This window comes from Maricaulis maris MCS10 (assembly GCF_000014745.1).
Lineage (GTDB): Bacteria > Pseudomonadota > Alphaproteobacteria > Caulobacterales > Maricaulaceae > Maricaulis > Maricaulis maris_A.
Genome location: NC_008347.1, coordinates 1530708 through 1555708, shown reverse-complemented (window position 1 = coordinate 1555708; position 25001 = coordinate 1530708). Strand labels below are relative to the sequence as shown.

Sequence of the window (25001 nt, the reverse complement as noted above, 5' to 3'; positions counted from 1 at the left end):
CAGCCTACTCCGCGTAGCAGACGGCTTTCACCGCCTTCACGATATCATCCACGCCCGGCAGGGAGAGTTTTTCCAGATTGCCGGCATAGGGCAGCGGGACGTCTTTCTGGTGGACGCGGGCGGGCGGGGCGTCGAGATAGTCGAAGGCCTCGGCGGTGACGACGGCGGCGATCTCGGCGCCGACACCCATGCGGCCCCAGCCCTCTTCGGCGCAGACGATGCGATTGGTTTTCTTCACTGATTCCACCACCGTGTCGGTGTCGAGCGGACGCAAGGTGCGCAGATCGATCACCTCGGCGTCGATGCCCTCGCCGGCCAGGATCTCGGCAGCCTCAAGCGCGTAACCCACCATGCGGGAATGCGCGGTGATGGTGACGTCAGAACCCGTGCGACGGATTTTGGCCTTGCCGATCGGCAGGACCCAGTCTTCCACGTCCGGCACATCAAAGCTCTCGCCATAGATCAGCTCATGCTCAAGGAAGACGACCGGGTTGGGATCGCGGATGGCGGCTTTCAGCAGGCCCTTGGCGTCGGCGGCGTCATAGGGCGCGATGACTTTCAGGCCCGGCACATTGGCATACCAGGAGGAATAATCGTGGGAGTGCTGGGCGCCGACGCGGCTGGCTGCGCCGTTGGGACCACGGAAAACGATCGGGCAGCCCATCTGGCCGCCGGACATGTAGAGCGTCTTGGCGGCGGAATTGATGATGTGGTCGATGGCCTGCATGGCGAAGTTGAAGGTCATGAATTCAACGACCGGACGCAGCCCGTTGAAGGCCGCGCCGACACCCAGGCCGGCAAAGCCGTGCTCGGTGATCGGCGTGTCGACGACGCGCTTGGGACCGAACTCGTCCAGCAGGCCACGGGTGACCTTGTAGGCGCCCTGGTATTCGGCGACTTCCTCACCCATCACGAAGACGGTGTCATCGCGGCGCATCTCCTCGGCCATCGCATCACGCAGCGCGTCGCGGACCGTGGTGGAGACCATGCCGGTACCGGCCGGAATATCCGGATCAGCCGGTGCGGCGACAACAGGCGCCGAGACGGCAGCCGGTTCCGAGTCCGCAGTCGCGACCGGTGCAGCTTCAGCCGGTGCTGCGGCTTTGGGCGCGTCCACTGAGCTGGCGTCCTCGCCGTCCTCGGCCAGGATGGCGATGGGCGAATTGACCTTCACATTCTCGGTGCCTTCAGCGACCAGGAGTTTGGCGACGACGCCCTCCTCGACCGCTTCGACTTCCATTGTCGCCTTGTCGGTTTCGATCTCGGCAATCACGTCACCGCTCTCGACGGTGTCGCCTTCCTTGATATTCCACTTGGCAAGCGTGCCCTCTTCCATCGTGGGAGACAGGGCCGGCATGAGAATCTCAATCGACATCGGTTTTCATCCTGTTTTCCGATGGCATGCCCAGCGGCACCCCATCGACATCGTAGGGCTGGCCGAAGGTGAACGCCTCCGGGGATGGCCCGTTTTGCTGCAAATGGTCGAGACGCCGGATGGCGTCATCATAATCCGGCCCGTCACCTGTGTCGTCGAACCACCAGAGCGCCATGTGGGCACGTCCGGGCGACACGAACCATTTGTCGCGCTTGGAAAACAGGTTTCCGTGCGCCGAGCGGTAGGTGAAGTCGCGGAGGCTGTTTATGTCCTCCCAGACGGTGAGGTTGGGCAGGGCCTTGGGGTCACCCCAGGGCTGATAGCCATTGTCCGGCACAATCCGGACAAAACCGGGCGAGCGCCCGGCAAGCTTGTGCACGCTGTCGATCGCACCGACGAAATCGGCCATCACCGGATCGTCGATACTCCCGCGCATCCAGGCAATATTCAATTGCGCCAGATGCCTAGCCATTGGCCGCCTCGGGTTTGTAGCGCAGCGCGTGCTCGCGCATCTTTCCGGCGAATTCCATCAGCGTGTTCATCGGGCGGATCAACACTTCGATACGCACCATCTGGCCCTCATCATTGAGGGTGATCTTGTCGATGCCGACCAGGCCCTTGCCCTCCACCGTGCCGGTGAATTCGAGGATGAGATCATTGCCGCTGACCCATTCCTGACGATAGTCGAAGCCTTCGACCACCGTGATCACGCCCATCAGGATGTGCAGCAGGTAATGCTTGTCGGCTGACGGCTTCCACACCACCGGCGAATGCAGTTCGCAGCCTTCAGCGATGATCGAGGACAGACGCTCGGCATCGCGTTCACGCACGGCCTGGTGCCAATTGTCGAGGAAGTGTTTCACTTGCGGTGTCATGATCAGACCTCCACCAGCACGTCGGTATACAGCTCGGACGGATCCGGCTCCGGGCTGTCCTTGGCGAACTGGGCGGCCTCGTTGACGATGGCTTTCACATCCTTGTCGAGCGCCTTGAGCTCGTCTTCGGTTGCGTGGCCGCCTTCGACCAGACGCTTCTTGATCAGATCGATCGGGTCATGGTGCGAGCGGATGTCGTCGACTTCCTCGCGGGTGCGGTATTTGGCCGGATCGGACATGGAGTGGCCGCGATAGCGGTAGGTCTTCATTTCCAGGATATAGGGGCCATTGCCGCCGCGGGCGTGCTTGACGGCTTTTTCGGCCGCGCGCTTGACCGCTTCGACATCCATGCCGTCGACTTCTTCGCCGGGAATGCCGAAGGAGATGCCGCGCTTATGCAGCGCCGTTTCCGAAGAGGCGCGCTTGACCGAAGTGCCCATGGCGTACTGATTGTTCTCGATCACATAGATGACCGGCAGGTTCCACAGCTTGGCCATGTTGAAGCTCTCATAGACCTGGCCCTGATTGGCCGCGCCGTCGCCGAAATAGGCGACCGAGAGCTTGCCATTGCCCTTGTACCAGTCGGCAAAGCCAAGGCCCGTGCCGAGCGCCACCTGGGCGCCGACAATGCCGTGACCGCCATAGAATTGTTTCTCGCGGGAGAACATGTGCATGGAGCCGCCCTTGCCGCGCGAATAGCCGCCCTCGCGACCGGTCAGCTCGGCCATGACGCCCTTGGGGTCCATGCCGCAGGCCAGCATGTGAGCGTGGTCCCGATAGCCGGTGATCACCTGGTCGCCCTCTTCGAGCGCCGCCTGGATACCGGTGACGACCGCCTCCTGGCCGATATAGAGGTGACAGAAGCCGGCGATCAGGCCCATGCCATAGAGCTGGCCGGCCTTTTCCTCGAAGCGGCGCATCATCAGCATGTCGCGATAATACTGAAGCAGCTCGTCTTTTCCGGCTGTACCGGGAGCAACTGTGGTGGGCTTCTTGGCGGCCGACTTGGACGCGGCGGTCTTGCTGGTACGCTTGCTGGTCATTTATTCGCACGCGAAATATATTGTTCGCGCTCCCATCTGACGTCTATTGCCGCATAGCAGATGACGCACTGCACGGGCAAGCGCGAAGCGGTAATTCAAGCAAAGGGGGAATGCGCCAAAGGAGTGACGCCTGATCTCAGCGACGGTCTTCGGTATCGAGCTCGACGATGAATTCGCGCGGATGGGCGACGTTGAGTATGTCGCGGGCCCGCTCCTCGACATAGTCGAGATCAAGGCTGTCGGAACGCAAGCGGGCGGCTGTGACCTCGAGGGATTCACGCTCGGCAACGGCCAGGGCCAACTCGGCCTCGGCTTCGCTGATTTCGGTCTCGACCACGATCCAGTTCAACACACCCTGCTCGCCCGTCAGCGCGTGATAGCCGAAATAGGCTATCGCAACGGTCAGCAATGCTGTTGTGGAAAAGCGCTTGATCGCGTCCAAAACCCGTACACCCTCGTTGAGACCGGCGCTTTTGCACCGTGTTCTTCTGCAAGCGTGATTCAACACGATCACACTTTAGGAGTCGTGAATCCGGGATTCAGGTCTGGGTAAGGGATTGGGCCGGAATGAGGCTGGGTGGCCCCGTTTTGTCATCCCCGTGGGATGTCCGGCGAAGGCCGGACGCACGACGGGGATCTAACTGGTTGCAGGCACATAGGTCCCTGACTTTCGCCCCGCCTGCACGGGGCGTCCATCAGGGATGACAAAAAATTGAAACGTGCCGCTTAACCCTAGCTGGCCAGACCGGACGGTCCGGCGAACATGCCGGTTTCGCCCAGCAGGCTCTCGATTCGCAGCAGCTGGTTGTATTTGGCGGTGCGGTCGGAGCGGGCCAGCGAACCGGTCTTGATCTGTCCGCAATTGGTGGCAACGGCGAGGTCGGCGATGGTCGCGTCCTCGGTCTCGCCCGAGCGGTGGCTCATCACGGCGCCATAGCCCGAACGCAGGGCCATATCGACAGCGTCGAGGGTCTCCGACAGGGTGCCGATCTGGTTGACCTTGACGAGGATCGCGTTGGCGGCCCCGGTCTCGATACCCTTTGCCAGGCGTTCCGGATTGGTGACGAAGAGGTCGTCGCCGACCAGCTGGCAGCGACCATCCAGGCGCTGTGTCAGCGCACGCCAGCCATCCCAGTCATCCTCGGCCATACCGTCCTCGATCGAGACAATCGGGTATTTATTGACCAGCTTTTCCAGATATTGCGAGAAGCCCTCGGCATCATGGCTCTCATCGGCGCCTTCCAGAACGTACTGGCCGTCCTTGTAGAATTCCGTTGAAGCGACATCGAGCGCCAGGGCGACATCCTCGCCCGGCTTGTAGCCGGCCGCCTCGATGGCATCCATGATCACGTCGAGCGCCTGTTCGGCCGAGCGAAGATGCGGCGCGAAACCGCCCTCATCGCCGACATTGGTGTTCAGGCCATCGGCTTTCAGGCGCGATTTGAGGGCATGGAAGACCTCGGCACCGCAGCGCAGGGCTTCGGAGAAGCTGGGCAGGCCGACCGGCATGATCATGAATTCCTGGAAGTCGATCGGATTGTCGGCATGGGCGCCGCCATTGATGATATTCATCATCGGCGTCGGCAGGACGCGGGCATTCATGCCGCCAATATAGCGATAGAGCGGCAGGCCCTGCACGTCAGCCGCGGCATGGGCAGCCGCCAGCGACACGCCCAGCATCGCATTGGCGCCCAGGCGGGACTTGTTGGCGGTGCCATCCAGCTCGATCATCGCCTCGTCGATGCGACGCTGGTCTTCAGCGTCCATGCCGGCAATGGCTTCGAAAATCTCGCCCTCGACCAGATCGCAGGCTTTCAGGACACCCTTGCCGCCATAACGCTCACCGCCGTCACGCATCTCGACGGCCTCGTGGGCACCGGTCGAGGCACCCGACGGCACCGCGGCGCGACCGAAGGAGCCGTCTTCCAGCAAAACATCGACTTCGACCGTCGGATTACCGCGGCTGTCGAGGATTTCGCGAGCGATGATGTCGGTGATGGCGGTCATGGGACTCTCTTCAAGGTAAGGGCGCGTTGGGCGCTTCATAACCAAGGCTGGCCCATACGCAAGCCCGCCAGTGCGGGGAATCCGCCGTGTTACCGCGAACACCCGAAATAAGTGCGGTTAATGGCACGGTTGGCGCAAAAGCCCGGCCTAGAACAACCCTTCAACCTCACCCTCAGCATTGAGGTGAATATCCAGCGCTGCCGGCTTACGCGGCAGTCCGGGCATGGTCATGATCGCGCCGCAGACCGCCACCACGAAACCGGCGCCTGCCGAGAGACGGACTTCGCGCACGGGCAGTTCATGGCCTTCAGGCGCCCCGGTCAGGGCCGGATCGGCCGAGAAGGAATATTGCGTCTTGGCCATGCACACGGGCAGATGCCCATAACCCGCCTCCTGCCAGCGCTCCAGCTGCAGGCGGGCCGAACGTTCGAACACCACCGATCCGGCGCGGTAGATGGATTGGGCCACGGTCTCGATCTTGTCGACCAGGGGCATGTCGTCGGGATAGAGCGGCGCAAACCGGCTCGATCCGCCCTCCACAAGCTCGCTGACGGCCTCGGCCAGCTTTTGCGTGCCCTGCCCGCCCTCGGCCCAATGAGTCGCCAGGACGGCCTTCACGCCGCGCGCTTCGCAAAAGGCCTCAACCGCGGCGACCTCCGCCTCGCTGTCGGCGGTGAAATGATTGATCGCGACGACCACCGGCACGCCGAATTTGGCCAGGTTCTCGATATGACGACCGAGATTGGCGCAGCCGGCCTCGACAGCGGCGACATTCTCTGCGCCCAGCTGATCCTTCGGCACCCCGCCATTCATTTTCAACGCCCGGATCGTGGCGACCAGGACAGCGGCGGAGGGTTCGAGCCCTCCCTTTCGGCATTTGATGTCGAAGAATTTCTCTGCCCCCAGATCCGCCCCGAAACCGGCCTCGGTGACCACATAGTCGGCCAGGCGCAGCGCCGTGTCGGTGGCGACCAGCGTGTTGCAGCCATGGGCGATATTGGCGAAGGGACCGCCATGGATGAAGGTCGGCGTGTGTTCCAGGGTCTGAACCAGATTGGGCTGGAAGGCGTCCTTCAGGAGAACCGTCATCGCTCCGGCGGCACCGATATCACGGGCTGTGACCCGGCTGCGATCGGCCCGCTCGGCAATCACGATGTCGCCGAGACGCTCTTCCAGATCCGCCAGGTCACGGGCCAGGCACAGGATCGCCATGACTTCGGAAGCCACGGTAATGTCGAAACCGCCCTCGCGCGGCGTGCCGTGCGCCGGACCGCCCAGCCCGGTGACCAGATTGCGCAGCGAGCGGTCATTCATGTCGAGCACACGGCGCAAGGCGATGCGGCGACTGTCGATCTGCTGCTCATTGCCCCAATGGACATGATTGTCGATCAGCGCGGCGAGCAGGTTGTGGGCCGAGGTGATGGCGTGGAAATCGCCGGTGAAATGGAGATTGATATCCTCCATCGGCACGACCTGGGCCATGCCGCCGCCGGCCGCCCCGCCCTTCATGCCGAAGCAGGGACCCAGGGATGGTTCACGCAGACAGATGGCGACCTTTTTGCCGATCCGCGACAGGCCATCGCCGAGGCCGACCGTGGTCGTGGTCTTGCCCTCACCCGCCGGGGTCGGACTGATTGCGGTGACGAGGATCAGCTTGCCGCGCGGGCGATCCTTGAGCGTGGCAATGAAGTCGCCCGAAAGCTTGGCCTTGGAACGGCCGAAGGGAATGATGGCCTCATCCGGTATCCCCAGCCGCGCCGCGATGGCGGCCATGGGCTTGAGCGTCGCCGCGCGGGCGATTTCGATATCGCTGGTCATGTCATCCCCTGTCGGTACGAGACCGCCAGTTTGGGCAAGTTGCAGCCTTGTGCAAGCGGCGGGAGAAAACACGCAAAATCCCGCGCAACAGGACAGAACACGCAAAGAAAAACGCGCCTGGCATTGGCCTGGCGCGTTTTCCTGTCAGCTATGTTGACCGGGAAACCCGGTCAGCCGGAAACGACTCAGTCGTCCTTCGGCTCGAGGATCTGGCGACCGCGATACATGCCCGACTTCAGGTCGACATGGTGCGGACGGCGCAGTTCACCGCTGTCCTTGTCTTCGATATAGACCGGGCTCGACAGGGCGTCGTGGGCCCGGCGCATGCCGCGTTTGCTCGGCGTCGTTTTTCTTTTAGGGACGGCCATTGAGCCTCTCCAGCGCTATGAATCAGTGGTCGGGACAGCTTTCACTATCCTTTCGAGCCGCGCCGTATACAGGCTTAATCAACGCGGTGCAAGCATGGCGCGCGGCCTGATGCAGGCCGCGCTGCCAATCATGTCAGCCGCCGGCGGAATGGCTGACCGATCCGCCCATCGAACTGCTCGCATGGCGGGATGGCGGATTACCGTGAATGCGCACCGAGGCGCCCATGCTGGCCGAGGCATCGGAGGCCTCTGTGGCATGCGCCGACACTGACGCCCCGGTCGAGGCGTCGACATTGACCCGGGCACAGATCAGGTTGCGGGCGTTGAGCGATGTCCCGGTCGAGGCATCGATCTCGAGGGCGTTGCAGCTGCCTGACAGGCGGACTGATGCGCCTGTGGAGACATCAACGTCCAGCTGTTCGGAATCAATCCCGGACACCTCGGCGCTGAGCCCGCGCCCGAAGTCCAGCTCCTCAATGAGCGGCATCGTGACCTGGACGACGACATCCAGGCTGTGGCGACGCGAGAACCAGCCCGTATCCTGATCGATTTCAAGCGTGCCGCGCTCGACCTCGATTTCGATATCGTCGAAATCATCGGCGTCACCGACCAGCTCGACCGAGAAGGTCTCACCCTGAACCACAACCAGCTCATAACCGCCATTGGCGTCGATCGCCGTGAAGCCGGCGAACTCGCGGGTCTCGCTGTCCTGGGCCAGGCCCGGCGCGGTGAGGGCCAGCGCCGCGAGGGCAGTGCCGGCGAGGATGGTGAAGCGGTGATGGCGCATGGCAGTCTCCTTGATCCCGTATGATCCCGATTGATCCAGTGGCCGCATGATAGCGGTCTTGCTCACAGGATGCGTGTGACAATGGGTTTAGATGCACGGGCGATGTAAAAAACTGCGACTGCCACCGGGGATGATAATGAAGCTCGAAGAATTTGGCCTGTGGTCGCGGCGCATCGCCGACTGGTCGAAAACCTACCTCGAAACCCTGCGTGAGCGCCCGGTCCGCCCGGCGACACGGCCCGCAGACGTGCTCAATGCCCTGCCCGTCACACCGCCCGAAGACGCCACCGACATGGCCGAGATCTTCGCCGATTTCGAACGCATTGTGCCGGATGCCATGACCCATTGGCAGCATCCCCGTTTCTTCGCCTATTTCCCGGCCAATGCGGCGCCGGCCTCGATCCTGGCCGAACAGCTCGTCTCGACCATGGCGGCGCAATGCATGCTGTGGCAAACCTCGCCGGCGGCAACCGAGATGGAAACCCGCATGGTCGACTGGCTGCGCCAGGCGCTCGGCCTGCCCGATGGCTGGCGCGGCGTCATCCAGGACAGCGCCTCCTCGGCCACCCTCTCCGCCGTCATGACCATGCGTGAGCGGGCGCTGGACTGGCGCGGCATCCGCTCGGGTCTGGCGGGAGAAAAGGCACCGCGCATTTATGCCTCGGCCCAGACCCATTCCTCGGTCGACAAGGCCTGCTGGGTAGCCGGCATCGGTCAGGACAATCTGGTCAAGATCGCCACCACCGATGATTACGGCATGGACCCGGATGCCCTGCGCGCCGCCATCCGGGCTGACCGCGCCGCTGGCCACCTGCCCGCCGGCATCGTGATCTGCGTCGGTGGCACCGCCATCGGCGCCAGCGACCCTGTGGCGGCCATCATCGAGGTCGCGCGGGCCGAGGGCCTCTACACCCATATCGATGCGGCGTGGGCCGGCTCGGCGATGATCTGTCCGGAACTGCGCCATATCTGGGAGGGTGCCGAGGGCGCCGACAGCATCGTCTTCAACCCGCACAAATGGCTCGGCGCCCAATTCGATTGCTCGGTGCAATTCCTTCGCGATCCCACCGACCAGCTCAAATCCCTCACCCTGCGCCCGGATTATTTGGAAACGCCGGGCATGGATGACGCGGTCAATTATTCCGAATGGACCATTCCGCTGGGTCGCCGTTTCCGCGCCCTCAAGCTCTGGTTCCTGATCCGCGCCTACGGGCTGGAGGGGCTGCGCACCCGCATCCGCAATCATATCGCCTGGTCCAACGAGGCCTGCGAGGCCATCCGTGACCTGCCCGGCCTGGAGATTGTCACCGAGCCCCGCTTCAGCCTGTTCAGCTTTGCCTGCACAGCGGGCGATGAGGCCACCGCAGACCTGCTGGAACGCATCAACAGCGATGGCCGCACCTATCTCACCCAGACGCGCCATGAGGGCCGCTATGTGATCCGCCTCCAGGTCGGGCAGTTTGATTGCACGCGGGCGGATGTGATGGAGGCTGTGGCGGTGATCGGGGAGTTGCGGGGCGAAGGCTAGCCTTGTCATCCCTGATGGACGCCCGGCGAAGGCCGGGCGAAAGTCAGGGACCTATGTGATTGCGAGCAGTTAGGTCCCTGCCCTGCGTCCGGCTTCCGCCGGACATTCGGCAGAGATGACAATCAAGGGCGAGAGGTTCTGGCCCCTAAACCATCCGGCTCTGGTGCAGGGCTGCCGCAATAAAGCTCGCAAACAGCGGGTGCGGCTCGAACGGCCTTGATTTGAGTTCCGGGTGGAATTGTACGCCGATGAACCAGGGATGGTCCTCGATCTCGACGATTTCCGGCAGCACGCCATCAGGTGAGAGACCGGAGAAGGTCAGGCCGCACGCTTCCAGCCTGTCCTTGTAGCCGACATTGACCTCATAGCGGTGGCGGTGGCGCTCTTCGATATGGGCCTGGCCATAGATCTCGCGGACTTTGGAGCCATCTTTCAGAACGGCCGGATAGGCGCCCAGGCGCATCGTACCGCCCATATCGTCGCCGACCTTGCGGGTCTCGACTTCATTGCCGCGGGTCCATTCGGTCAGAAGGCCGATCACCGATTCGCCCGTGTCCGAGAATTCAGTCGAGACGGCATCTGTGACGCCGGCCAGATTGCGGGCCGCTTCCAGCACCGCCATCTGCATGCCGTAGCAAATCCCGAAGAAGGGCACCTTGCGCTCACGGGCAAAGCGCGCCGCGGCGATCTTGCCTTCGACACCGCGCTCGCCAAAGCCGCCCGGCACGAGCACGCCGTGCACGTCTTCCAGCGGTTCGAACGGGTCGTCTTTTTCAAACTGCTCACTGTCGAGCCATTTGAGTTTGACCTTCACCCCATTGGCGATGCCGCCATGGGCCAGCGCTTCGATCAGGGATTTATAGGCGTCGAGCAGGCCGACATATTTGCCGACCACACCGATCGTCACTTCGCCGTCCGGGTTGGCGATGGTCTCGGAGATGCCCTGCCAGCGTGACAGGTCCGGCGCCGGGGCATCGTCAATGCCGAAGCAGCGCAGGATCTCGGTGTCGAGACCCTGGGAATGGTATTCCAGCGGCACATCATAGAGCGAGGCCGCATCACGGCCCTCGATGACGGCGCTTTCCTTGACGTTGCAGAACAGGCCGATCTTGCGCTTGTCGCCGGGCGGGATCGGGATTTCGCAGCGGCACAGGAGGATATCCGGCTGGATACCGATCGAGCGCAGCTCTTTCACCGAGTGCTGGGTCGGCTTGGTCTTCATCTCGCCGGCGACCTTGATGAAGGGCAGCAGGGTGACATGCAGGAAGACCGCATTGCCCTCGCCCAGCTCCTGGCCGAGCTGACGGATCGCCTCGAAGAAGGGCAGGCCCTCGATATCGCCGACCGTGCCGCCGATCTCGCACAGGACGAAGTCGACATCCCCGGCGTCGGACAGGACGAATTGCTTGATCTGGTCGGTGACGTGCGGAATGACCTGAACGGTCGCGCCGAGATAATCGCCACGTCGCTCGCGCTCGATGATGCGCGAATAGATGCGTCCGGTGGTGATGTTGTCGGCCTGGCTGGCGGGAACGCCCGTGAAGCGTTCATAGTGACCCAGGTCGAGGTCGGCTTCGGCCCCGTCATCGGTCACATAGCATTCGCCATGCTGATAGGGCGACATCGTGCCCGGATCGACGTTGAGATAGGGGTCCAGCTTGCGCAGGCGGACTTTATATCCACGCGCTTGAAGCAGGGCTCCGATGGCAGCTGACGCGAGGCCCTTCCCCAAAGAGGAGACCACGCCGCCCGTAATAAAGATATATCGCGGCATGGGCCGTCTGATTATCCCAGATTCGGACGCCTCGAAAGACGCGAGTTGAAATATGTGATGATTAAATGCGCGAGGGACTAGCCGTCGGTCGGCACCGGTGCCCCGGATTCGTCCTGCTCGATAACGCCGATGGCCGGGTTGTCGATCTCGGTATCGAACACGCTGGTGCCCTCAGCCGTGACGCCGGTCACAATGGCAAGCAGGATCGAATTGCCGATGAAGACCGCGCCGAGGATCATCGTGGTGCGGGTCAGGATATTGGCTGCGCCGCGACCGGACATCATGCCCCCGCCGCCACCGCCGCCACCGATACCCAAGGCACCGCCCTCAGACCGCTGCAGCAAAATGACGCCGATGAGACCAAGGGCGACCAGGAGCTGGATGATCAAAAGGACTGTGGTCATGAATACCGCCATAAATCGGGCCAGACCGCCTCATCGGGCGGCTCGACCTGTTATATAAGGAGTTCCCGGTGCGATGCCAGCACCGTCCGGTCACATGGCGGCGCGTTTTATAGCAGGCGACCCGACTTGGCCAGCATCGTCTGCGGTTTGGGCTGCGGCTTCGCTGGCTGCCAGCTGGGCTTTGCGTTTCACGGCTTCTGCCCGCGCCTGCAGGCGCTTGCGCAGATTGGAAACAGTCCGCCCGATCTCGTCTTTCGAGCGCTCGATGGTATCGCCATTGGCGAAGGCAGCGTAGGAGCCCATCGCCAGCTCCTTGACCAGCTTCAGCGTGCCTTTTTCCGCATTACGGCCATCGCCGAGCGTGCCGATCTGATCGATCAAGGCTTCGGCGACCTCGGCCGCCTCGCGGCGCCCGGCCCGGATGACATGGGCCCGCAATTCACGGGCCGCGCGCTGAAGGTCATTGACGTCCAGCGCGATGGGAACCTTGCCGCCCGTCTCCTTGGAAGCCTCCAGCTCGACCGAGATGACAATGCGCATGGCAACGCGCCGAACGCGCTCAGAAGTGACAGCTTCTCGTGCCTCCTGGACATGCTGGCGCCCATTGTTCAGGGCAACCTCGTCATTTTCGACGGCCGCCTTGAGGAAATTTGGAACTGAAATCGGCACCGCATCGGTCGACCGGTCGGCATCCTTGCGACGATCGGGACCGATATAATCGGACGTGACGATGAAATCCTTGCGCCCCTTGATCAGGGTCCGGACCCGCTCCTCGGCGAACATGGTCGAGAAGGGCCGCACGATGACATCATCGGCGCCGCATTCGATCGCCTTGCGAATATGGCCGGTATCGCGACTCCACGTGGTCAGCAGCATCACGACGAATGGATTGGATCCGACTTCGCTGCGACGGACGCCGCGAACAAGCTGGAAGATTTCGGTGTCGGTAGCGCTCGACTCGGCCACGATCATGGCCGGTGCACTGTCCGCGATAGCCGATTTGAGATCAGCCAGCGAAGCGACACACTCGATCTGCCGGAATCCGATCTCGAACAACGCATAACGGGTCGTCCGCTGGTTCACATGGACAGGATCAAATAGGAGCACGGGTGCCCGGGCGTAGTCGATTTCGGCCATACTCGGTTCGGCTCCAGCAGCGGCTAACGGAAACTCAGACCTGGAGATTGACGCGAATAGGTTTCGATCCACTTACCGAAGAGGTTCATTCTCCAGACTGACGGCCTCGATTATCGCACTGAAATCAGCCGCATCGAGGCTCGCACCACCGACCAGGGCCCCATCCACATCGGCCAGTGACAATAGCTCCCGAGCATTGCCCGGCTTCACCGAACCACCATAAAGAATACAAGTGGTTAGAGGATCTGGCAGGCGTTCTCGGATGGCCGCATGCATGGCTGCCACATCGGCCGCCGAGGCCGTCCGTCCGGTGCCGATGGCCCAGACCGGCTCATAAGCTATGACTAAATCCAGGATTGCAGAATTTTCCGGAAGTGATCCAGCCAGCTGGCGGGCCACCACCTCGACCGCCCGGCCGGCTTCACGCTCGGCCAAGGTTTCGCCGACACAGATCACCGGCACCAGGCCAGCGGCAAGGGCGGCAACTGCCTTGGCGCGGACATCCCCGTCGGTTTCACCATGGGCGGCGCGGCGTTCGGAATGGCCAAGGATCACATGAGTGGCGCCGCAATCCCGCAGCATGGCGGCCGAAATATCACCCGTGTAGGCGCCATGGTCCTGGGCGTGACAATCCTGGCCACCGACACGGATACCGGTTCCGGCGCAGGCCTGAACGGCAGCATGGATCAGGGTCGCGGGCGGACAGACCAGCACATCAGCTGATGCTCCGGCCGCGACGGGCGCGAGTTCCGAAAAATAGCCGAGCGCGCCCGAAAGCCCGTTCATTTTCCAATTGCCTGCAATAAGTTTGCGCCGCGACATCCAGCCTCCCCGATCTGCCATTCCGACCCCCTGTCGATGCGGCAGGAGTACTCATCATTTCCGGCTCGGGCAACGGCCTGCGTCCACAATCGCAGGACAACCGCCCCTGACGCTTGCGACGGCCATACCTCGCCGCTACCTTCCGCGCGACGTTTTTCAAAGGCATCCCGGTCTCATGCTTTCCAATTTTCGTGCTTTCGCCCAGTCGCCCATAGCGCTGATCATCATTGTCCTGCTGGTATTGTCTTTCGCGATTGCCATGCCGGGCGCCGGCGGCATCTTCACCGGCAGCGGTGATGCAGTGGTCGTGGTTGGCCCCGAACGGATCAGCCAGCGGGAAATGGCGACAGCCTTCAATCGCGAGGTTGCCCGCCTGCAAGAGCAGAACCCGGACGTGACCCGCGAAATGGCGCGCGAGGAAGGGATCGCCTACCAGGTCCTGCAACAGCAGATCACCATGGCAACCATGGCCGCCCGGGCCCGGGATCTGGGCCTGGCCATATCCGATGTCGCCATCGTCAGCGAAGTTGCCGACGTCCCGGCCTTCCAGAATCCGATCACGGAACGCTTCGATCGTGACACCATGGCGGCCGCGCTGCAGCGCTCGGGCGTGACCGAAGACCAATTCGCCCGTGATATCGAAGGTGACCTGTTGCGGTCGCAATTGATGGCCACCCTGGCCGGCTTCAGCGATGTCCCCGACCAGATCGCCGCGACCCGCTATCTCGTTGCCGAGGAACAGCGCCGGATGACCGGCCTCGTGATCGACGCCTCGACCGCCGACGAGATCGAGGACCCGACGGATGAGACCCTGCAAACCTTCATTGACGAGACCCTCGGCGCCAATGGCGAGCCGGTCTTCACTCGCCCGGAATACCGCGCCATCACGCTCGTGCGTTTCCAGCTCGATGACTTCATCCGCGATGTCGCTGTTGATGAAGCGACCCTGCGGGAGGTCTATGACTATGAAATTGCGACCAACCAGATCGGGACGCCCGCCTATCGCAGCTTCACCCAGCTGACCGTCAGTGATCAGGCGGGTGCCGATGACGCAGCCAGCCGTCTCGCCGCGGGCGAAGCCCCGTCTGCCGTTGCCGCCGAGCTGGGCCTCGACACGCCGCTGGTCCAGACCGATGTCCAGCAATTCGAGATCCCCGACGAGGGTCTTGGTGAAACCGTATTTGCCATGTCGGCCGGTGAGGCCCGCGCGGTTGAGGGACGTTTTGGCTGGAGCGCCGTGATTATTACTGGCGCCGAAGAGGCGACCCAGCCTGCATTTGAGGAAGAGCGTCCGCGGCTGCAGGCCGATGCGGCCCGGGCCCAGGCGACGGACGACATGTATGATGCCATCTCGGCGTTCGAAACCGTTCGCGCAACCGGTGCTTCGCTCGAGGTCGCTGCCGAGGAATCCGGTACGCCGCTGGAAATCTTCCAGCCTCTCGCCGTGAATTCGATCGACGAGGACCTGCAATTTGATGGCGAACGCTACCAGGCACTCGCCCCTGAAATCCTGCCGGCGGCCTTCGATCACATCGAGGGATTCGCCACCAATCTGGAAAGCTATAACGAGACCGATTTCTACACGCTTCGCGTCGACGAGATCATCCAGAGCCGTCCGTTCGAACTGGAAGAAATCCGTGAACAGGCCGAGAGCCGCTGGCGCTCGATCCAGGTCGACACCCAATTGCAGGCTCGTGCCGAGGATGCGCTGGCCCAGCTTGAAGCCGGTTCCGACATGGAAATCGTCAGCCTGATGGTTGGTGGGCGCACGGAAACCTCGACCCTGAAACGCGGTCAGACGGCGGGTGGCTTTGATCGCAATGCGGTTGCCCTCGCCTTCACGACGGACCCTGGCGCCTACGAAATGATTCAGGTGGGCGAAGGCCAATACCTGGTTCTCACCGTCAACGAGATCATCCCGGCCGACATCGCCGCGGCCCCCGCCGCCGACCTTGCTGGGATCGAAACCAGCCTGACCACCGAGCTGGGCAATGACATCGTTTCGGCGACCCGGGAATACCTGATCCGCGATTACGGTATCACGGACGAGTCGATCGACAATCGCCTGTATTCGCTCGCCATTGGTGAGACCGATCCCAGCACACGGCAATGACGCCGCACGCGGTCATCACGCCTGACTTCGCAACCGCTGCGGCCCAGCTGGAGCGGGGTGAAACCTGCGTCATACAGGCGCGGCGGGTCGATGACCTGCTGACCCCGGTCGCCGCCTATCTTCGACTGGCTGACAGCCAGCCCAACACCTTCCTGCTCGAATCGGTCGAGGGCGGCGCCTGGCGTGGACGCTATTCCGCCATCGGCCTCGACCCAGACCTGATCTGGCGTTGCCGCGATGGTGTGGTCAGTGAAGCGCGCGGCATGGACGTCGCCAAACGCCGTTTCTCGCCGATCGAGGCCGCCCCGATGGAAGCCCTGCGCGAGGTGATCGAAGCGGCCCATTGTCCCCTGCCGATCGATGCCCCGCCCTTGGCCTCCGGCCTGTTCGGCTATCTGGGCTATGACATGGTGCGCTACCTGGAACGCCTGCCCGAAGGCGCAGCACCGGACCCGCTCGGCCTGCCCGAATCCATCCTGCTGCGCCCGCAGACCATGGTCGTGTTCGATGCGCTCAAACAGGAAATCCAGGTCTACTGCCCGGTCCGCCCCGGCGAGTACTCAGCGCGCGAGGCTTATGACGCTGCTGTCGAACGCCTGCAGACGACCTTGCAGAAACTGGCCGGTGCAACGCCCGAAAAGGCGGCGCCAACCGGCGAGCTGGGCCCGCGCCAATCCAATCGCAGCCCTGACGATTATCGCGCCGCGGTCGACAGGGCGCGTGACTATATCCGTGCCGGTGACGCCTTCCAGGTCGTCCCCAGCCAGCGTTTCTCCGCCGACTATCCGGCCGATCCGTTCTGGCTCTACCGCTCGCTGCGACGCCTGAACCCCTCGCCTTTCCTGTTCTTTTTCCGCTTTGACGGGTTCGAAGTGGTCGGCTCCAGCCCGGAAATCCTGGTGCGGTTGCGCGATGATGTCGTCACCATCCGGCCCATCGCCGGCACCCGTCCGCGCGGCAAGACCCCGGCCGAGGATGACGCCTTTGAGGCCGATCTGCTGGCCGACCCGAAAGAGCGCTCGGAACACCTCATGCTGCTCGATCTGGGCCGCAATGATGTCGGCCGAATTGCCAAGCCCGGCTCGGTCCGCATCACCGCCCGCGAGATCGTCGAACGCTATAGCCACGTCATGCACATTGTCTCGAACGTCGAGGGTGATCTGCGCGACGACCAGGATGTCGTCTCGGCCCTGTTTGCCGGCTTCCCGGCGGGCACAGTGTCCGGTGCCCCCAAGGTCCGGGCGATGGAGATCATCGATGAGCTGGAGCCACACCGGCGCGGCGTCTATGCCGGGGCGGTCGGCTATTTCAGTGCGGGTGGCGGCATGGATACGGCGATCGCGCTGCGCACGGCGGTGTTCAAGGACGGGCGCATGCATGTTCAGGCCGGTGCCGGCGTGGTGCTGGACAGCGATCCGGAATCCGAGCGTGTCGAGACCGTCAACAAGGCCGAAGCGCTATTCCGCGCCGCGATTGATTCCTTCGGCCACTGAAGCCTGCAGACCGGGTTCGGCCAGGAAGAGCTGATCAGCCAGCGTGCCGGCGGTGACAAAGTCGATGCCTTGCGCGGCCGGGCTTTCGAGCCAGGCGGTCAGCGTGTCGAGGGTCAACGTGTGCGGATGCCCGATCACCACGGCAAACCCGTCCTGCCGCGCCAGCTCGGCGGCGTCCGCCAGGCGCGCTTCGATCGCCTCCGCACTCCGGTCATGGTCCAGAAAGATGTCGCGTTCCAGGGCTCTCAGGCCGAGACCGGCCGCGACTGCCCGCCCCCGGCTTTCACCCGTCGTCAGACTGTCGAGGAAGAGCGGGTTGGTGTGGCTGACAGCCGACAGCGCCACGCGCAGGGCGCGTGGATCGGCGGTAAAGCGGCTGCCCATGTGATTGTTGAGACCGATGGCGCCCGGCACGCGCGCCATGCCCCAACGCACACGGGTCTGAAGGTCGACATCGCTGAGACCGATGCGCAGGGCATTCGGTCCCGGATCGGCCAGACCGACCGGCTCCATCGGCATGTGCAGCAGGACGTCATGCCCGTTCAAACGCGCCAGCGCAGCCAGTTCGGCCGAAGCCTCGGCATAGGGCAGGATCGCCACGGTCAGCGGTATCGGCAGCGCCACAACCCGCTCGGCCGCGGCAACATCCAGCCCGACATCATCGATGACCAGCACGATTTGCGGGCGTGCGATCGCCGACAATTGCGGGTCTGCCGGCGCGATGACAACCGGGCTCATATTTGATGCGGCGATGTCGATCGGAGCCTCCAGAGAGGCCGCTTGCACGTCAGCGCCGTCGTTTTCGAGCGAATCGAAATTGCGTATCCGGCTGACCCGCACCGACAGGTGATGGTCGGAACTGTCAGCGGAGGCGACCGAAAAGCTCGGGAAATCGCCCTTGCTCACGACAGAAAACACAACTGCGCCAAGCAGATAGGCCGACGCCGCCAGGGCACCGGCAAAAGCTGGGATGGCGGAATGACGGGCCTTGAGCGGAGCGAAGACGGGTTTCGACATGTCACCAGCACGCTGGAATGCGGTTAATCAGAGGTTAATGCGTTCGCGGGATTGGCGAAATCGGCCCTGCTGACTAGGGTCGCGGCAGGGAGAGCGCCATGCTGCTGATCATCGATAACTACGACAGTTTCACCTTCAACCTGGTCCATTACTTCGAGGAGCTGGGGGCCAGCACGAAAGTGATCCGCAATGACGCCATGAGCGTGGCGGAGGCGCTGGCGCTCAAGCCCAGCGGCATTGTCCTGTCGCCGGGGCCCTGTGACCCGGACCGGGCCGGGATCTGTCTCGAGCTGATCGCCGCCGCGCCGCACGACCTGCCCATTCTCGGTGTCTGTCTCGGTCATCAGTCGATCGGTCAGGTATTCGGCGGCGAGGTGATCGCGGCCAAGGCCATCATGCACGGCAAGACGAGCGCGGTGAGCCATGATGGCAGCGGTCTGTTCACCGGCCTGCCCAGCCCTTTCACCGCAACGCGCTACCATTCCCTCGCCGTGCGCCCGGAAAGCCTGCCGGATGTTCTTCGGGCGACCGCCCACACTGCCGATGGCGAGATCATGGGATTGTGTCACCGAGACCGGCCTGTCCATGGCGTCCAGTTCCATCCCGAATCGATCGCTTCCGAGCACGGTCACGACCTGCTGCGCAACTTCCTCGACCTGACCGGGCTGCCCCGCGCCGAAGCCGCCTGAGCCCCGTCACCGCCAGCCGGCGTTGAACCAGCGGCTGGCACGCGCTAGATCGTGTCTGTTCGCTTTGTTCAATCCGGTGACAGGTATGCCGTTTTCTGCCGATCCACACGCTGTTCGCCCGGCCGCCCGCGCCGGTCGCTGCGCTGTGATGGCGGTGACGCGCGTTCGATACTCCCAGCCGGCAGCGCAGTGGTGCCCGGATCATCGATGGCGCGACAACCACGCCTGACCCTTCCGGTTCGCGGCTTCTGTCCGCCTGTGATCATACCCAGCGAAACGACTGACCATGCAAAACATCTATCTGTGCCTGACCGCCTTTGCCCGCGGCACCTATCCTGACGACGCGGCCATTGCCGGTGCTTTCGACGAGCTGATGTCCGGCGACGCCCCGGATGCCGCGATCGGCGGATTCCTGGTCGGCCTCGCCGCGCTCGGCGAACGCCCGTCCGACATTGCCGCCGGCGCCCGGGCCCTGCGCAGCCGGATGACCCGTATCGAAGCGCCTGTGGGCGCCATCGACACCTGCGGCACCGGTGGCGACGGCAAGGGCGCCTGGAATATCTCGACCACAGCCGCAATCATCGCCGCCGGAGCCGGGGCGACCGTGGCCAAGCACGGCAATCGCGCCGCCTCGTCCAAATCCGGCTCCTCCGATGTGCTGGCGCAGCTCGGGGTCAAACTCGATTGCCCGCCTGCTGCCGTCGAACGGTCTCTGGCCGAGGCCCGCGTCGGCTTTCTCTTCGCCCCGGCCCACCATGCCGCCGTCCGCCATGTCGGCCCGGCCCGTCAGGCACTGAAGGTCCGCACCGTATTCAATCTCTTGGGACCGCTCTCCAATCCGGCCGGCGTCAAACGGCAATTGCTGGGCGTGTATGACAGGCGCTGGCTGGTGCCGATCGCCGAGGCGCTGCGTGACCTGGGCTGCGAGCACGCCCTTGTCATTTGCGGCCAGGACGGCATGGACGAGCTGACCACCACGACCGGATCCGACATTGCCGAGCTGCGCGACGGCGATATCCGCGAGTACAGCTTCCACCCGGAAGAAGCCGGCCTGGCCCTGGTCAGGGAAGCCGATCTTCAGGGCGGAACGCCAGCCGACAATGCCGCGGCGATCCGGGCCCTGCTCGACGGTCAGCAAGGCGCCTTCCGCGACATCGCGATTCTCAATGCCGGCGCCGCACTTGTGCTGGCCGGGCTGGCCACGACTATTCCCGAAGGCACAAGCCTCGCCGCGGCCGCCATTGATGATGGACGGGCCAAGGCCGCCTTGATGCGGATGGTCGCCATTTCAAACGGGGAGGCCTGAGCCATGACCAACCCGCCCGACACCCTCGCCCGCATCGGGGCCTACAAGCTCGACCATATCGCGGCCTGCAAGTCCGCCCGGCCCTATGCCGAGATCGCCGCCGCCGCTCGGGAGGCCTCACCGGTGCGCGGCTTTACGAGCGCCCTCGCCGCCGCTCCCGGCGGTCTGGGTCTCATCGCCGAGATCAAGAAAGCCAGCCCCTCCAAGGGGCTGATCCGTGCCGATTTTGATCCGCCCGCCCTGGCAAGGGCCTATGAGGCCGGCGGCGCCAACTGTCTGTCAGTGCTCACCGATACACCCAGCTTCCAGGGAGCCGACGCCTTCCTGACCGCGGCCCGTGAGGCCGTCTCCATTCCGGCCCTGCGCAAGGATTTCATGTATGACCGCTACCAGGTCGCCGAAGCCCGCCTTCTGGGCGCCGACGCGATCCTGGTGATCATGGCGGCCATCGACGACGCCACGGCCCGCGATCTGATCGAGGAGGCCGCATTATGGTCGATGGACGTGCTGGTCGAGGTTCATGATGCCCCCGAAATGGAGCGGGCCCTGCAGCTCGATGCGCCGCTGATCGGGATCAACAATCGCAATCTGCGAACCTTCGAGACCTCGCTCGACACGTTCGACGCCCTCGCCCCGATGGTGGGCGGTGACAGGCTGCTGGTCGCCGAGAGTGGCATTTTCGGCCCGGACGATGCCCGTCGTGTCCAGGCTGCCGGTGCGCGGGCGCTGCTGGTCGGTGAAAGCCTGATGCGGCAGGACGACGTCACCACGGCCACGCGGGCACTCATGGGACCATCCGGACCTGCTTGACGGCATTTCAGAACACTTGTAGAACAAACTCAGCTATTCCTGATTTGTTCCTGCAGTATCGGTACCGATGCCCGGCCCGATTCCCGGAACGCGAACAAGGGGGTCACCTTGCTGACGCGGAAACAGAACGAGCTTTTGCTCTTCATCCATAATCGCATCAAGGAAACCGGGGTTTCACCCTCGTTTGACGAGATGAAAGGTGCCTTGCAGCTGGCGTCAAAGTCCGGCGTGCACAGGCTCATCACGGCGCTTGAGGAACGCGGCTTCATTCGTCGCCTCGCCCATCGCGCCCGGGCGCTGGAAGTGCTCAAACTGCCTGAATCGGCCGCGGCCCACGAAACCCCGGCTATTCCCAAAGGCGATCTCGGCGCCAATGTGGTCCGCGGCAATTTCGCCAAGCCTGAACCGGACGCCCGCGAGAACACGGTGGACATTCCCATGCTCGGCCGGATCGCGGCCGGTGTTCCGATCTCCGCAATCCAGCACGAAACCGACCGCTTCCCCGTCCCCGCCGACATGGTGATGGGCGGTGAGCATTTCGGTCTCGAGGTCAAGGGTGACTCAATGATCGAGGCCGGGATCATGGACGGTGACACCGTGCTGATCCGGCGCTGTCAGTCGGCCGAAACCGGCGATATCGTGGTCGCCCTCATCGATGATGAGGAAGCCACGCTGAAACGCCTGCGCAAAAAGGGCGGTTCCGTCGCCCTGGAAGCGGCCAATCCCGAATATGAAACGCGTATTTTCCCACCCGATCGGGTCAAGGTGCAGGGTCGCCTTGTGGGCCTGATCCGGCGTTATCATTAGGCCGATCTGATTTCAGAGCGATCAGGCTTCAAGCCAGGGCGCGCCCGGTCAAACCGCTCCGACGCCGCAGCAGGGCAAGTCAGGCCGCCCGCGAACCATCAGCCGGAGGCCTGCTGACAGGGCGCAGCGGGCGACATTGGGTGCTTACCACCAGGCTGTGCCCCGGTCTGAGCTGCCGCGAGCCGGCCGCGCACGTTGTCACGGGTTTGCCGGACGAATTACCGAGCTCAAATCCGTCTGAACAGGCTTGAGTAATGACACGTCCGGGCAGAGTGACACGTCCGGGCAGAGTGACACGTCCAGGCAGAATGACACTTGCGGACCGACGTCTCTCGGCCGTTGTCTCCTGTTCGTGGGGCCCTGATCTCGGTTCCCTGGTCTCGGCTCGCTGATCTCGGTTCCCTGGTCTCGGCTCGCGGATATCGGTTCCCTGACTTCGGCTCGCTGATCGCGGTCCCCTGATAGTTACAAGCTGGTCGCGGCATCCCGAACTTGGCGACCCGACCAGGGCATGCCCACCAGTGCATCCCGACCAATGCCTGCTGATCGATGTCACCGGATTGAGACTTTTTGCTCGTGACGGCCTGTCATGCCTCCCTGATCAGGCCTGTTTTGGCCCTCCTGTTCAGGCCTGTTTGCAGCCTCCTGATCAGGACTGGGTCCAGGGCCGGACGACGCCCGGCGGCCGGGCGCTCTGCACCCTTGCAATGCCATTCGCGCCCAGATGAATGACCTGACTGCCGGTCGTGGCCAGCCTGTCCGGATCAAAGATCGCGGCCTGGCACTGGCTGACAATCCAGCCAGGTATTCGCGCCGCACTGACAATGACATCAGACCGCGCGCAGTCCGTCGCCCAATCAGCGACATGGTCCAGACGGGTGACGACAAGACCATTAATACGCGTACTGCAGCCATATGGGTCGCACAGGGCCTGCCAACGTTGCGGTGTCGGGCCGGCGACACCGCGTGCCTCGAGGAAGACCCGCGCTGCAAACCGTGACGTCCGCCGGTCACTAACGACCCACTCACCATGGCCATCCCGCGCCAGCACCAGCCCGTTCTCCGAGATGAACAGGTCGGGCTGCGGCATCAGGGTCCACACGGCCAGTGCCGCCGCCATAACCAACCCACCTGCGCCACGCATAGGTCCGCGCATCAGGATAAGCAGGACAAAGCCGATCGAGAAGGCGGCGAGCACGCCACCGGAGGCGGCGGCGACGGTGCGCTGCGCGCCCGGCCAGTTCGCGACATGGCCGGCCAGATCCAGCATCAGGCTCAGACCGGCTTCCATCGCCGCGAAGGGGATGGCATCGAGCCCGATCGGAATCAGCACCAGACCCAATACGCCCGCCGGCATCACCAGGAGGGAAAAGATCGGCATCACCAACAGATTGCCAGCCAGGCCGAACGTGGCAATGCGGTGAAAGTGAAACGCCGCAAAAGCCGCTGTTGCACTGCCGGCAACCAGGCTGGTCGTACTCAACCCGGCGACAAACAGGCGGATTTGCCCCAACACACCCCGGGCGTCGCCACCACTGCGGGATTGCTGCCAGACACGGGCCACGGCAACAAGGGCGGCGGCGGCGGAAAACGACATCTGAAACCCTGGTGTGATGACCGCCTGAGGCTGCAATACCAGGACCGCGATCACGGCGATTGCCAGGGTATGCATGGACAGGGCCCGGCGTTTCAGGATCACCGCGCCCAGCACCGACACGGTCATGATGAAGGCGCGTTGGGTCGGGATCGTCCCACCTGACAGGATGAGATAGCCGGCCGCAAATACCAGCGCCATCCCGGCCGCCGGAATGGCCGGATCATGCCGCCTGGCCCAGGGCGTGACGGCAGACAGCAAGAGGCGGATGGCAAAAAAGACCCCTCCGGCCAGCAAGGCCATGTGCATTCCCGAGATCGCCAGCACATGTCCAAGTCCCGCCCGGCGCAGGGCTTCCACGTCACGGGCGGCTATATGCGCCCGGTCACCGGTCAGCAGGGCCGCGGCGAGTGCACCAGGCCGCGGTGCCATGCGGTCGCGTATATGGGCCGACAGGGATGCCCGGATACGGGCGATTCGACGGGCCAGCCGATCGCCGGTCACTGCGGGACCCGCGGCGGCCGGTGCGATCGCATAGCCAGTCGCGACAATATCGGAAAACCCGGCATGGAAGGCGAAATCATAGCCGCCGGGGACCGCTGACGATCGTGGCGCGGCCAGCACGGCGCGGATGGCGATGGGGTCGCCGGCCACAAGACCGGCCGGATCGCCCAATACCCTGACCCTGGCGATACCGCGTGACGATCCCGGCAAGCTGGCGTCCTGGCTGCGAATCAAAAGTCTCTGGCGCCCCGATCCGCTGCGATCAACCCGCTCCAGCCAGCCCTCGATCAGGACTGCCTCGCCATCGCCGCGATAAGATTCGGCGCCGTGATGTGCCTGCGTATGGATCTGGGCGCGCCACATGAAGGCCAGGCTGGCAACCAGCAACATCGCCAGCATGATGGCCACGCGCCGGAGGGGTTTTCGGCCGACAGGGGAAAAGCGGGCGCTCCAAAGGACAAGGAGTCCGGCCGCGCCTGCCAGCAGGAAGACGACCGGTCCGGGCTCGACCGGCAGGACAAAATAACTGCTGCAACCGATAATTCCGCCCAAGGCGGCAATCGTGACCGGGCCGAAGTCCGCGAATGGATCGATAGACTTAGCCGATTTCTTCCAGCGCCGCGCCGCCGGATGCGGCCTGAGGGAGTCAGGATCGAGCATGAAGCAGCCTACGGTCTATCGCAAAACCTGATATTCATGCTAACACGACTTCTTCCTCTCGCAGTGCAAC

22 protein-coding genes are annotated in these 25001 nt (G+C 63.6%); 7 read left to right on the top strand and 15 right to left on the bottom strand.

Annotated elements, in window-relative coordinates:
• Nucleotides 1–4: 4 nt before the first annotated feature.
• The 9 genes from MMAR10_RS07360 to MMAR10_RS07320 all read right to left on the bottom strand — a co-directional run bounded on the left by MMAR10_RS07360 (nucleotide 5) and on the right by MMAR10_RS07320 (nucleotide 8273).
• Nucleotides 5–1375, bottom strand: a complete 1371-nt coding sequence (locus MMAR10_RS07360; protein ID WP_011643357.1) for a pyruvate dehydrogenase complex E1 component subunit beta — start codon at nucleotides 1373–1375, stop codon at nucleotides 5–7.
• On the bottom strand, nucleotides 1365–1847 hold the full coding sequence (locus MMAR10_RS07355) for a DUF3291 domain-containing protein (protein WP_011643356.1): 483 nt from the start codon (nucleotides 1845–1847) through the stop codon (nucleotides 1365–1367). Before MMAR10_RS07355 ends, MMAR10_RS07360 begins: the two co-directional genes overlap by 11 nt.
• A complete protein-coding gene (locus MMAR10_RS07350) occupies nucleotides 1840–2250 on the bottom strand; it encodes a hypothetical protein (RefSeq protein ID WP_011643355.1) in 411 nt (136 codons plus the stop codon). Before MMAR10_RS07350 ends, MMAR10_RS07355 begins: the two co-directional genes overlap by 8 nt.
• 2 nt (nucleotides 2251–2252) lie before the next feature.
• The gene (pdhA, locus tag MMAR10_RS07345) at nucleotides 2253–3293 is read right to left on the bottom strand and encodes a pyruvate dehydrogenase (acetyl-transferring) E1 component subunit alpha (RefSeq protein ID WP_011643354.1); all 1041 of its coding nucleotides are present in this window, start codon (nucleotides 3291–3293) and stop codon (nucleotides 2253–2255) included.
• 136 nt (nucleotides 3294–3429) lie between these two features.
• Complete coding sequence (locus MMAR10_RS07340) at nucleotides 3430–3735, bottom strand: FtsB family cell division protein (RefSeq protein WP_041636861.1); 306 nt, start codon at nucleotides 3733–3735, stop codon at nucleotides 3430–3432.
• A gap of 290 nt (nucleotides 3736–4025) precedes the next feature.
• Nucleotides 4026–5300, bottom strand: coding sequence for a phosphopyruvate hydratase (gene eno, locus MMAR10_RS07335; RefSeq protein WP_041636860.1), 1275 nt, complete (start codon nucleotides 5298–5300; stop codon nucleotides 4026–4028).
• Between the two features lie 147 nt (nucleotides 5301–5447).
• On the bottom strand, nucleotides 5448–7118 hold the full coding sequence (locus tag MMAR10_RS07330) for a formate--tetrahydrofolate ligase (RefSeq protein ID WP_011643351.1): 1671 nt from the start codon (nucleotides 7116–7118) through the stop codon (nucleotides 5448–5450).
• 185 nt (nucleotides 7119–7303) lie between these two features.
• Nucleotides 7304–7486 (bottom strand): 50S ribosomal protein L32, encoded by a 183-nt coding sequence (gene rpmF / locus MMAR10_RS07325; RefSeq protein ID WP_011643350.1) that lies wholly within the window; start codon nucleotides 7484–7486, stop codon nucleotides 7304–7306.
• A 133-nt stretch (nucleotides 7487–7619) separates the two neighbouring features.
• Nucleotides 7620–8273 (bottom strand): head GIN domain-containing protein, encoded by a 654-nt coding sequence (locus tag MMAR10_RS07320; protein ID WP_011643349.1) that lies wholly within the window; start codon nucleotides 8271–8273, stop codon nucleotides 7620–7622.
• Nucleotides 8274–8409: 136 nt separating this feature from the next.
• Between MMAR10_RS07320 and MMAR10_RS07315 the strand changes: the two genes are divergently transcribed.
• On the top strand, nucleotides 8410–9801 hold the full coding sequence (locus MMAR10_RS07315; RefSeq protein ID WP_041636858.1) for a pyridoxal phosphate-dependent decarboxylase family protein: 1392 nt from the start codon (nucleotides 8410–8412) through the stop codon (nucleotides 9799–9801).
• Nucleotides 9802–9946: 145 nt separating this feature from the next.
• Here MMAR10_RS07315 and MMAR10_RS07310 read toward each other — a convergent pair whose 3' ends face one another.
• The 4 genes from MMAR10_RS07310 to tpiA all read right to left on the bottom strand — a co-directional run bounded on the left by MMAR10_RS07310 (nucleotide 9947) and on the right by tpiA (nucleotide 13959).
• Nucleotides 9947–11575 carry a CTP synthase gene (locus tag MMAR10_RS07310; RefSeq protein ID WP_011643347.1) on the bottom strand — a complete coding sequence of 543 codons (1629 nt, stop codon included), beginning with the start codon at nucleotides 11573–11575 and terminating at the stop codon, nucleotides 9947–9949.
• A 77-nt stretch (nucleotides 11576–11652) separates the two neighbouring features.
• The gene (gene secG, locus MMAR10_RS07305; RefSeq protein WP_041637408.1) at nucleotides 11653–11979 is read right to left on the bottom strand and encodes a preprotein translocase subunit SecG; all 327 of its coding nucleotides are present in this window, start codon (nucleotides 11977–11979) and stop codon (nucleotides 11653–11655) included.
• 90 nt (nucleotides 11980–12069) lie between these two features.
• Nucleotides 12070–13116, bottom strand: a complete 1047-nt coding sequence (locus MMAR10_RS07300; RefSeq protein ID WP_011643345.1) for a response regulator receiver protein — start codon at nucleotides 13114–13116, stop codon at nucleotides 12070–12072.
• Between the two features lie 72 nt (nucleotides 13117–13188).
• Nucleotides 13189–13959 carry a triose-phosphate isomerase gene (gene tpiA / locus MMAR10_RS07295; protein ID WP_011643344.1) on the bottom strand — a complete coding sequence of 257 codons (771 nt, stop codon included), beginning with the start codon at nucleotides 13957–13959 and terminating at the stop codon, nucleotides 13189–13191.
• A 154-nt stretch (nucleotides 13960–14113) separates the two neighbouring features.
• Here tpiA and MMAR10_RS07290 point away from each other — a divergent pair, with 154 nt between their 5' ends.
• Both MMAR10_RS07290 and trpE read left to right on the top strand, forming a co-directional pair.
• Nucleotides 14114–16051, top strand: a complete 1938-nt coding sequence (locus MMAR10_RS07290; RefSeq protein WP_011643343.1) for a peptidylprolyl isomerase — start codon at nucleotides 14114–14116, stop codon at nucleotides 16049–16051.
• Nucleotides 16048–17544, top strand: a complete 1497-nt coding sequence (trpE, locus tag MMAR10_RS07285; RefSeq protein WP_011643342.1) for an anthranilate synthase component I — start codon at nucleotides 16048–16050, stop codon at nucleotides 17542–17544. Before MMAR10_RS07290 ends, trpE begins: the two co-directional genes overlap by 4 nt.
• On the opposite strand, the gene MMAR10_RS16140 is transcribed toward trpE, so the two are convergent.
• On the bottom strand, nucleotides 17509–18561 hold the full coding sequence (locus MMAR10_RS16140) for a divergent polysaccharide deacetylase family protein (protein ID WP_011643341.1): 1053 nt from the start codon (nucleotides 18559–18561) through the stop codon (nucleotides 17509–17511). The genes trpE and MMAR10_RS16140 overlap by 36 nt on opposite strands.
• Nucleotides 18562–18659: 98 nt before the next feature.
• On the opposite strand from MMAR10_RS16140, the gene MMAR10_RS07275 reads away from it, so the two are divergent.
• The 4 genes from MMAR10_RS07275 (at nucleotide 18660) to lexA (ending at nucleotide 22173) form a co-directional block, all read left to right on the top strand.
• Complete coding sequence (locus MMAR10_RS07275) at nucleotides 18660–19250, top strand: anthranilate synthase component II (RefSeq protein ID WP_011643340.1); 591 nt, start codon at nucleotides 18660–18662, stop codon at nucleotides 19248–19250.
• Nucleotides 19251–19536: 286 nt separating this feature from the next.
• Nucleotides 19537–20556, top strand: a complete 1020-nt coding sequence (trpD, locus tag MMAR10_RS07270) for an anthranilate phosphoribosyltransferase (protein WP_011643339.1) — start codon at nucleotides 19537–19539, stop codon at nucleotides 20554–20556.
• Between the two features lie 3 nt (nucleotides 20557–20559).
• The gene (gene trpC, locus MMAR10_RS07265; protein ID WP_011643338.1) at nucleotides 20560–21366 is read left to right on the top strand and encodes an indole-3-glycerol phosphate synthase TrpC; all 807 of its coding nucleotides are present in this window, start codon (nucleotides 20560–20562) and stop codon (nucleotides 21364–21366) included.
• A gap of 108 nt (nucleotides 21367–21474) precedes the next feature.
• Nucleotides 21475–22173, top strand: coding sequence for a transcriptional repressor LexA (gene lexA, locus MMAR10_RS07260; protein ID WP_011643337.1), 699 nt, complete (start codon nucleotides 21475–21477; stop codon nucleotides 22171–22173).
• 649 nt (nucleotides 22174–22822) lie between these two features.
• On the opposite strand, the gene MMAR10_RS07255 is transcribed toward lexA, so the two are convergent.
• Nucleotides 22823–24931 carry a ComEC/Rec2 family competence protein gene (locus tag MMAR10_RS07255; RefSeq protein WP_011643336.1) on the bottom strand — a complete coding sequence of 703 codons (2109 nt, stop codon included), beginning with the start codon at nucleotides 24929–24931 and terminating at the stop codon, nucleotides 22823–22825.
• Nucleotides 24932–25001 lie beyond the last annotated feature (70 nt).

Coding starts and splice junctions, on each gene's coding strand:
- rpmF (WP_011643350.1), bottom strand. CDS start 7,486: ATGGCCGTCCCTAAAAGAAAAACGACGCCGAGCAAACGCGGCATGCGC.
- MMAR10_RS16140 (WP_011643341.1), bottom strand. CDS start 18,561: ATGTCGAAACCCGTCTTCGCTCCGCTCAAGGCCCGTCATTCCGCCATC.
- MMAR10_RS07350 (WP_011643355.1), bottom strand. CDS start 2,250: ATGACACCGCAAGTGAAACACTTCCTCGACAATTGGCACCAGGCCGTG.
- MMAR10_RS07275 (WP_011643340.1), top strand. CDS start 18,660: ATGCTGCTGATCATCGATAACTACGACAGTTTCACCTTCAACCTGGTC.
- MMAR10_RS07355 (WP_011643356.1), bottom strand. CDS start 1,847: ATGGCTAGGCATCTGGCGCAATTGAATATTGCCTGGATGCGCGGGAGT.
- trpD (WP_011643339.1), top strand. CDS start 19,537: ATGCAAAACATCTATCTGTGCCTGACCGCCTTTGCCCGCGGCACCTAT.
- MMAR10_RS07320 (WP_011643349.1), bottom strand. CDS start 8,273: ATGCGCCATCACCGCTTCACCATCCTCGCCGGCACTGCCCTCGCGGCG.
- eno (WP_041636860.1), bottom strand. CDS start 5,300: ATGACCGCCATCACCGACATCATCGCTCGCGAAATCCTCGACAGCCGC.
- tpiA (WP_011643344.1), bottom strand. CDS start 13,959: ATGGCAGATCGGGGAGGCTGGATGTCGCGGCGCAAACTTATTGCAGGC.
- MMAR10_RS07330 (WP_011643351.1), bottom strand. CDS start 7,118: ATGACCAGCGATATCGAAATCGCCCGCGCGGCGACGCTCAAGCCCATG.
- MMAR10_RS07300 (WP_011643345.1), bottom strand. CDS start 13,116: ATGGCCGAAATCGACTACGCCCGGGCACCCGTGCTCCTATTTGATCCT.
- MMAR10_RS07360 (WP_011643357.1), bottom strand. CDS start 1,375: ATGTCGATTGAGATTCTCATGCCGGCCCTGTCTCCCACGATGGAAGAG.
- trpC (WP_011643338.1), top strand. CDS start 20,560: ATGACCAACCCGCCCGACACCCTCGCCCGCATCGGGGCCTACAAGCTC.
- trpE (WP_011643342.1), top strand. CDS start 16,048: ATGACGCCGCACGCGGTCATCACGCCTGACTTCGCAACCGCTGCGGCC.
- MMAR10_RS07255 (WP_011643336.1), bottom strand. CDS start 24,931: ATGCTCGATCCTGACTCCCTCAGGCCGCATCCGGCGGCGCGGCGCTGG.
- secG (WP_041637408.1), bottom strand. CDS start 11,979: ATGACCACAGTCCTTTTGATCATCCAGCTCCTGGTCGCCCTTGGTCTC.
- pdhA (WP_011643354.1), bottom strand. CDS start 3,293: ATGACCAGCAAGCGTACCAGCAAGACCGCCGCGTCCAAGTCGGCCGCC.
- MMAR10_RS07310 (WP_011643347.1), bottom strand. CDS start 11,575: ATGCCGCGATATATCTTTATTACGGGCGGCGTGGTCTCCTCTTTGGGG.
- MMAR10_RS07315 (WP_041636858.1), top strand. CDS start 8,410: ATGAAGCTCGAAGAATTTGGCCTGTGGTCGCGGCGCATCGCCGACTGG.
- MMAR10_RS07290 (WP_011643343.1), top strand. CDS start 14,114: ATGCTTTCCAATTTTCGTGCTTTCGCCCAGTCGCCCATAGCGCTGATC.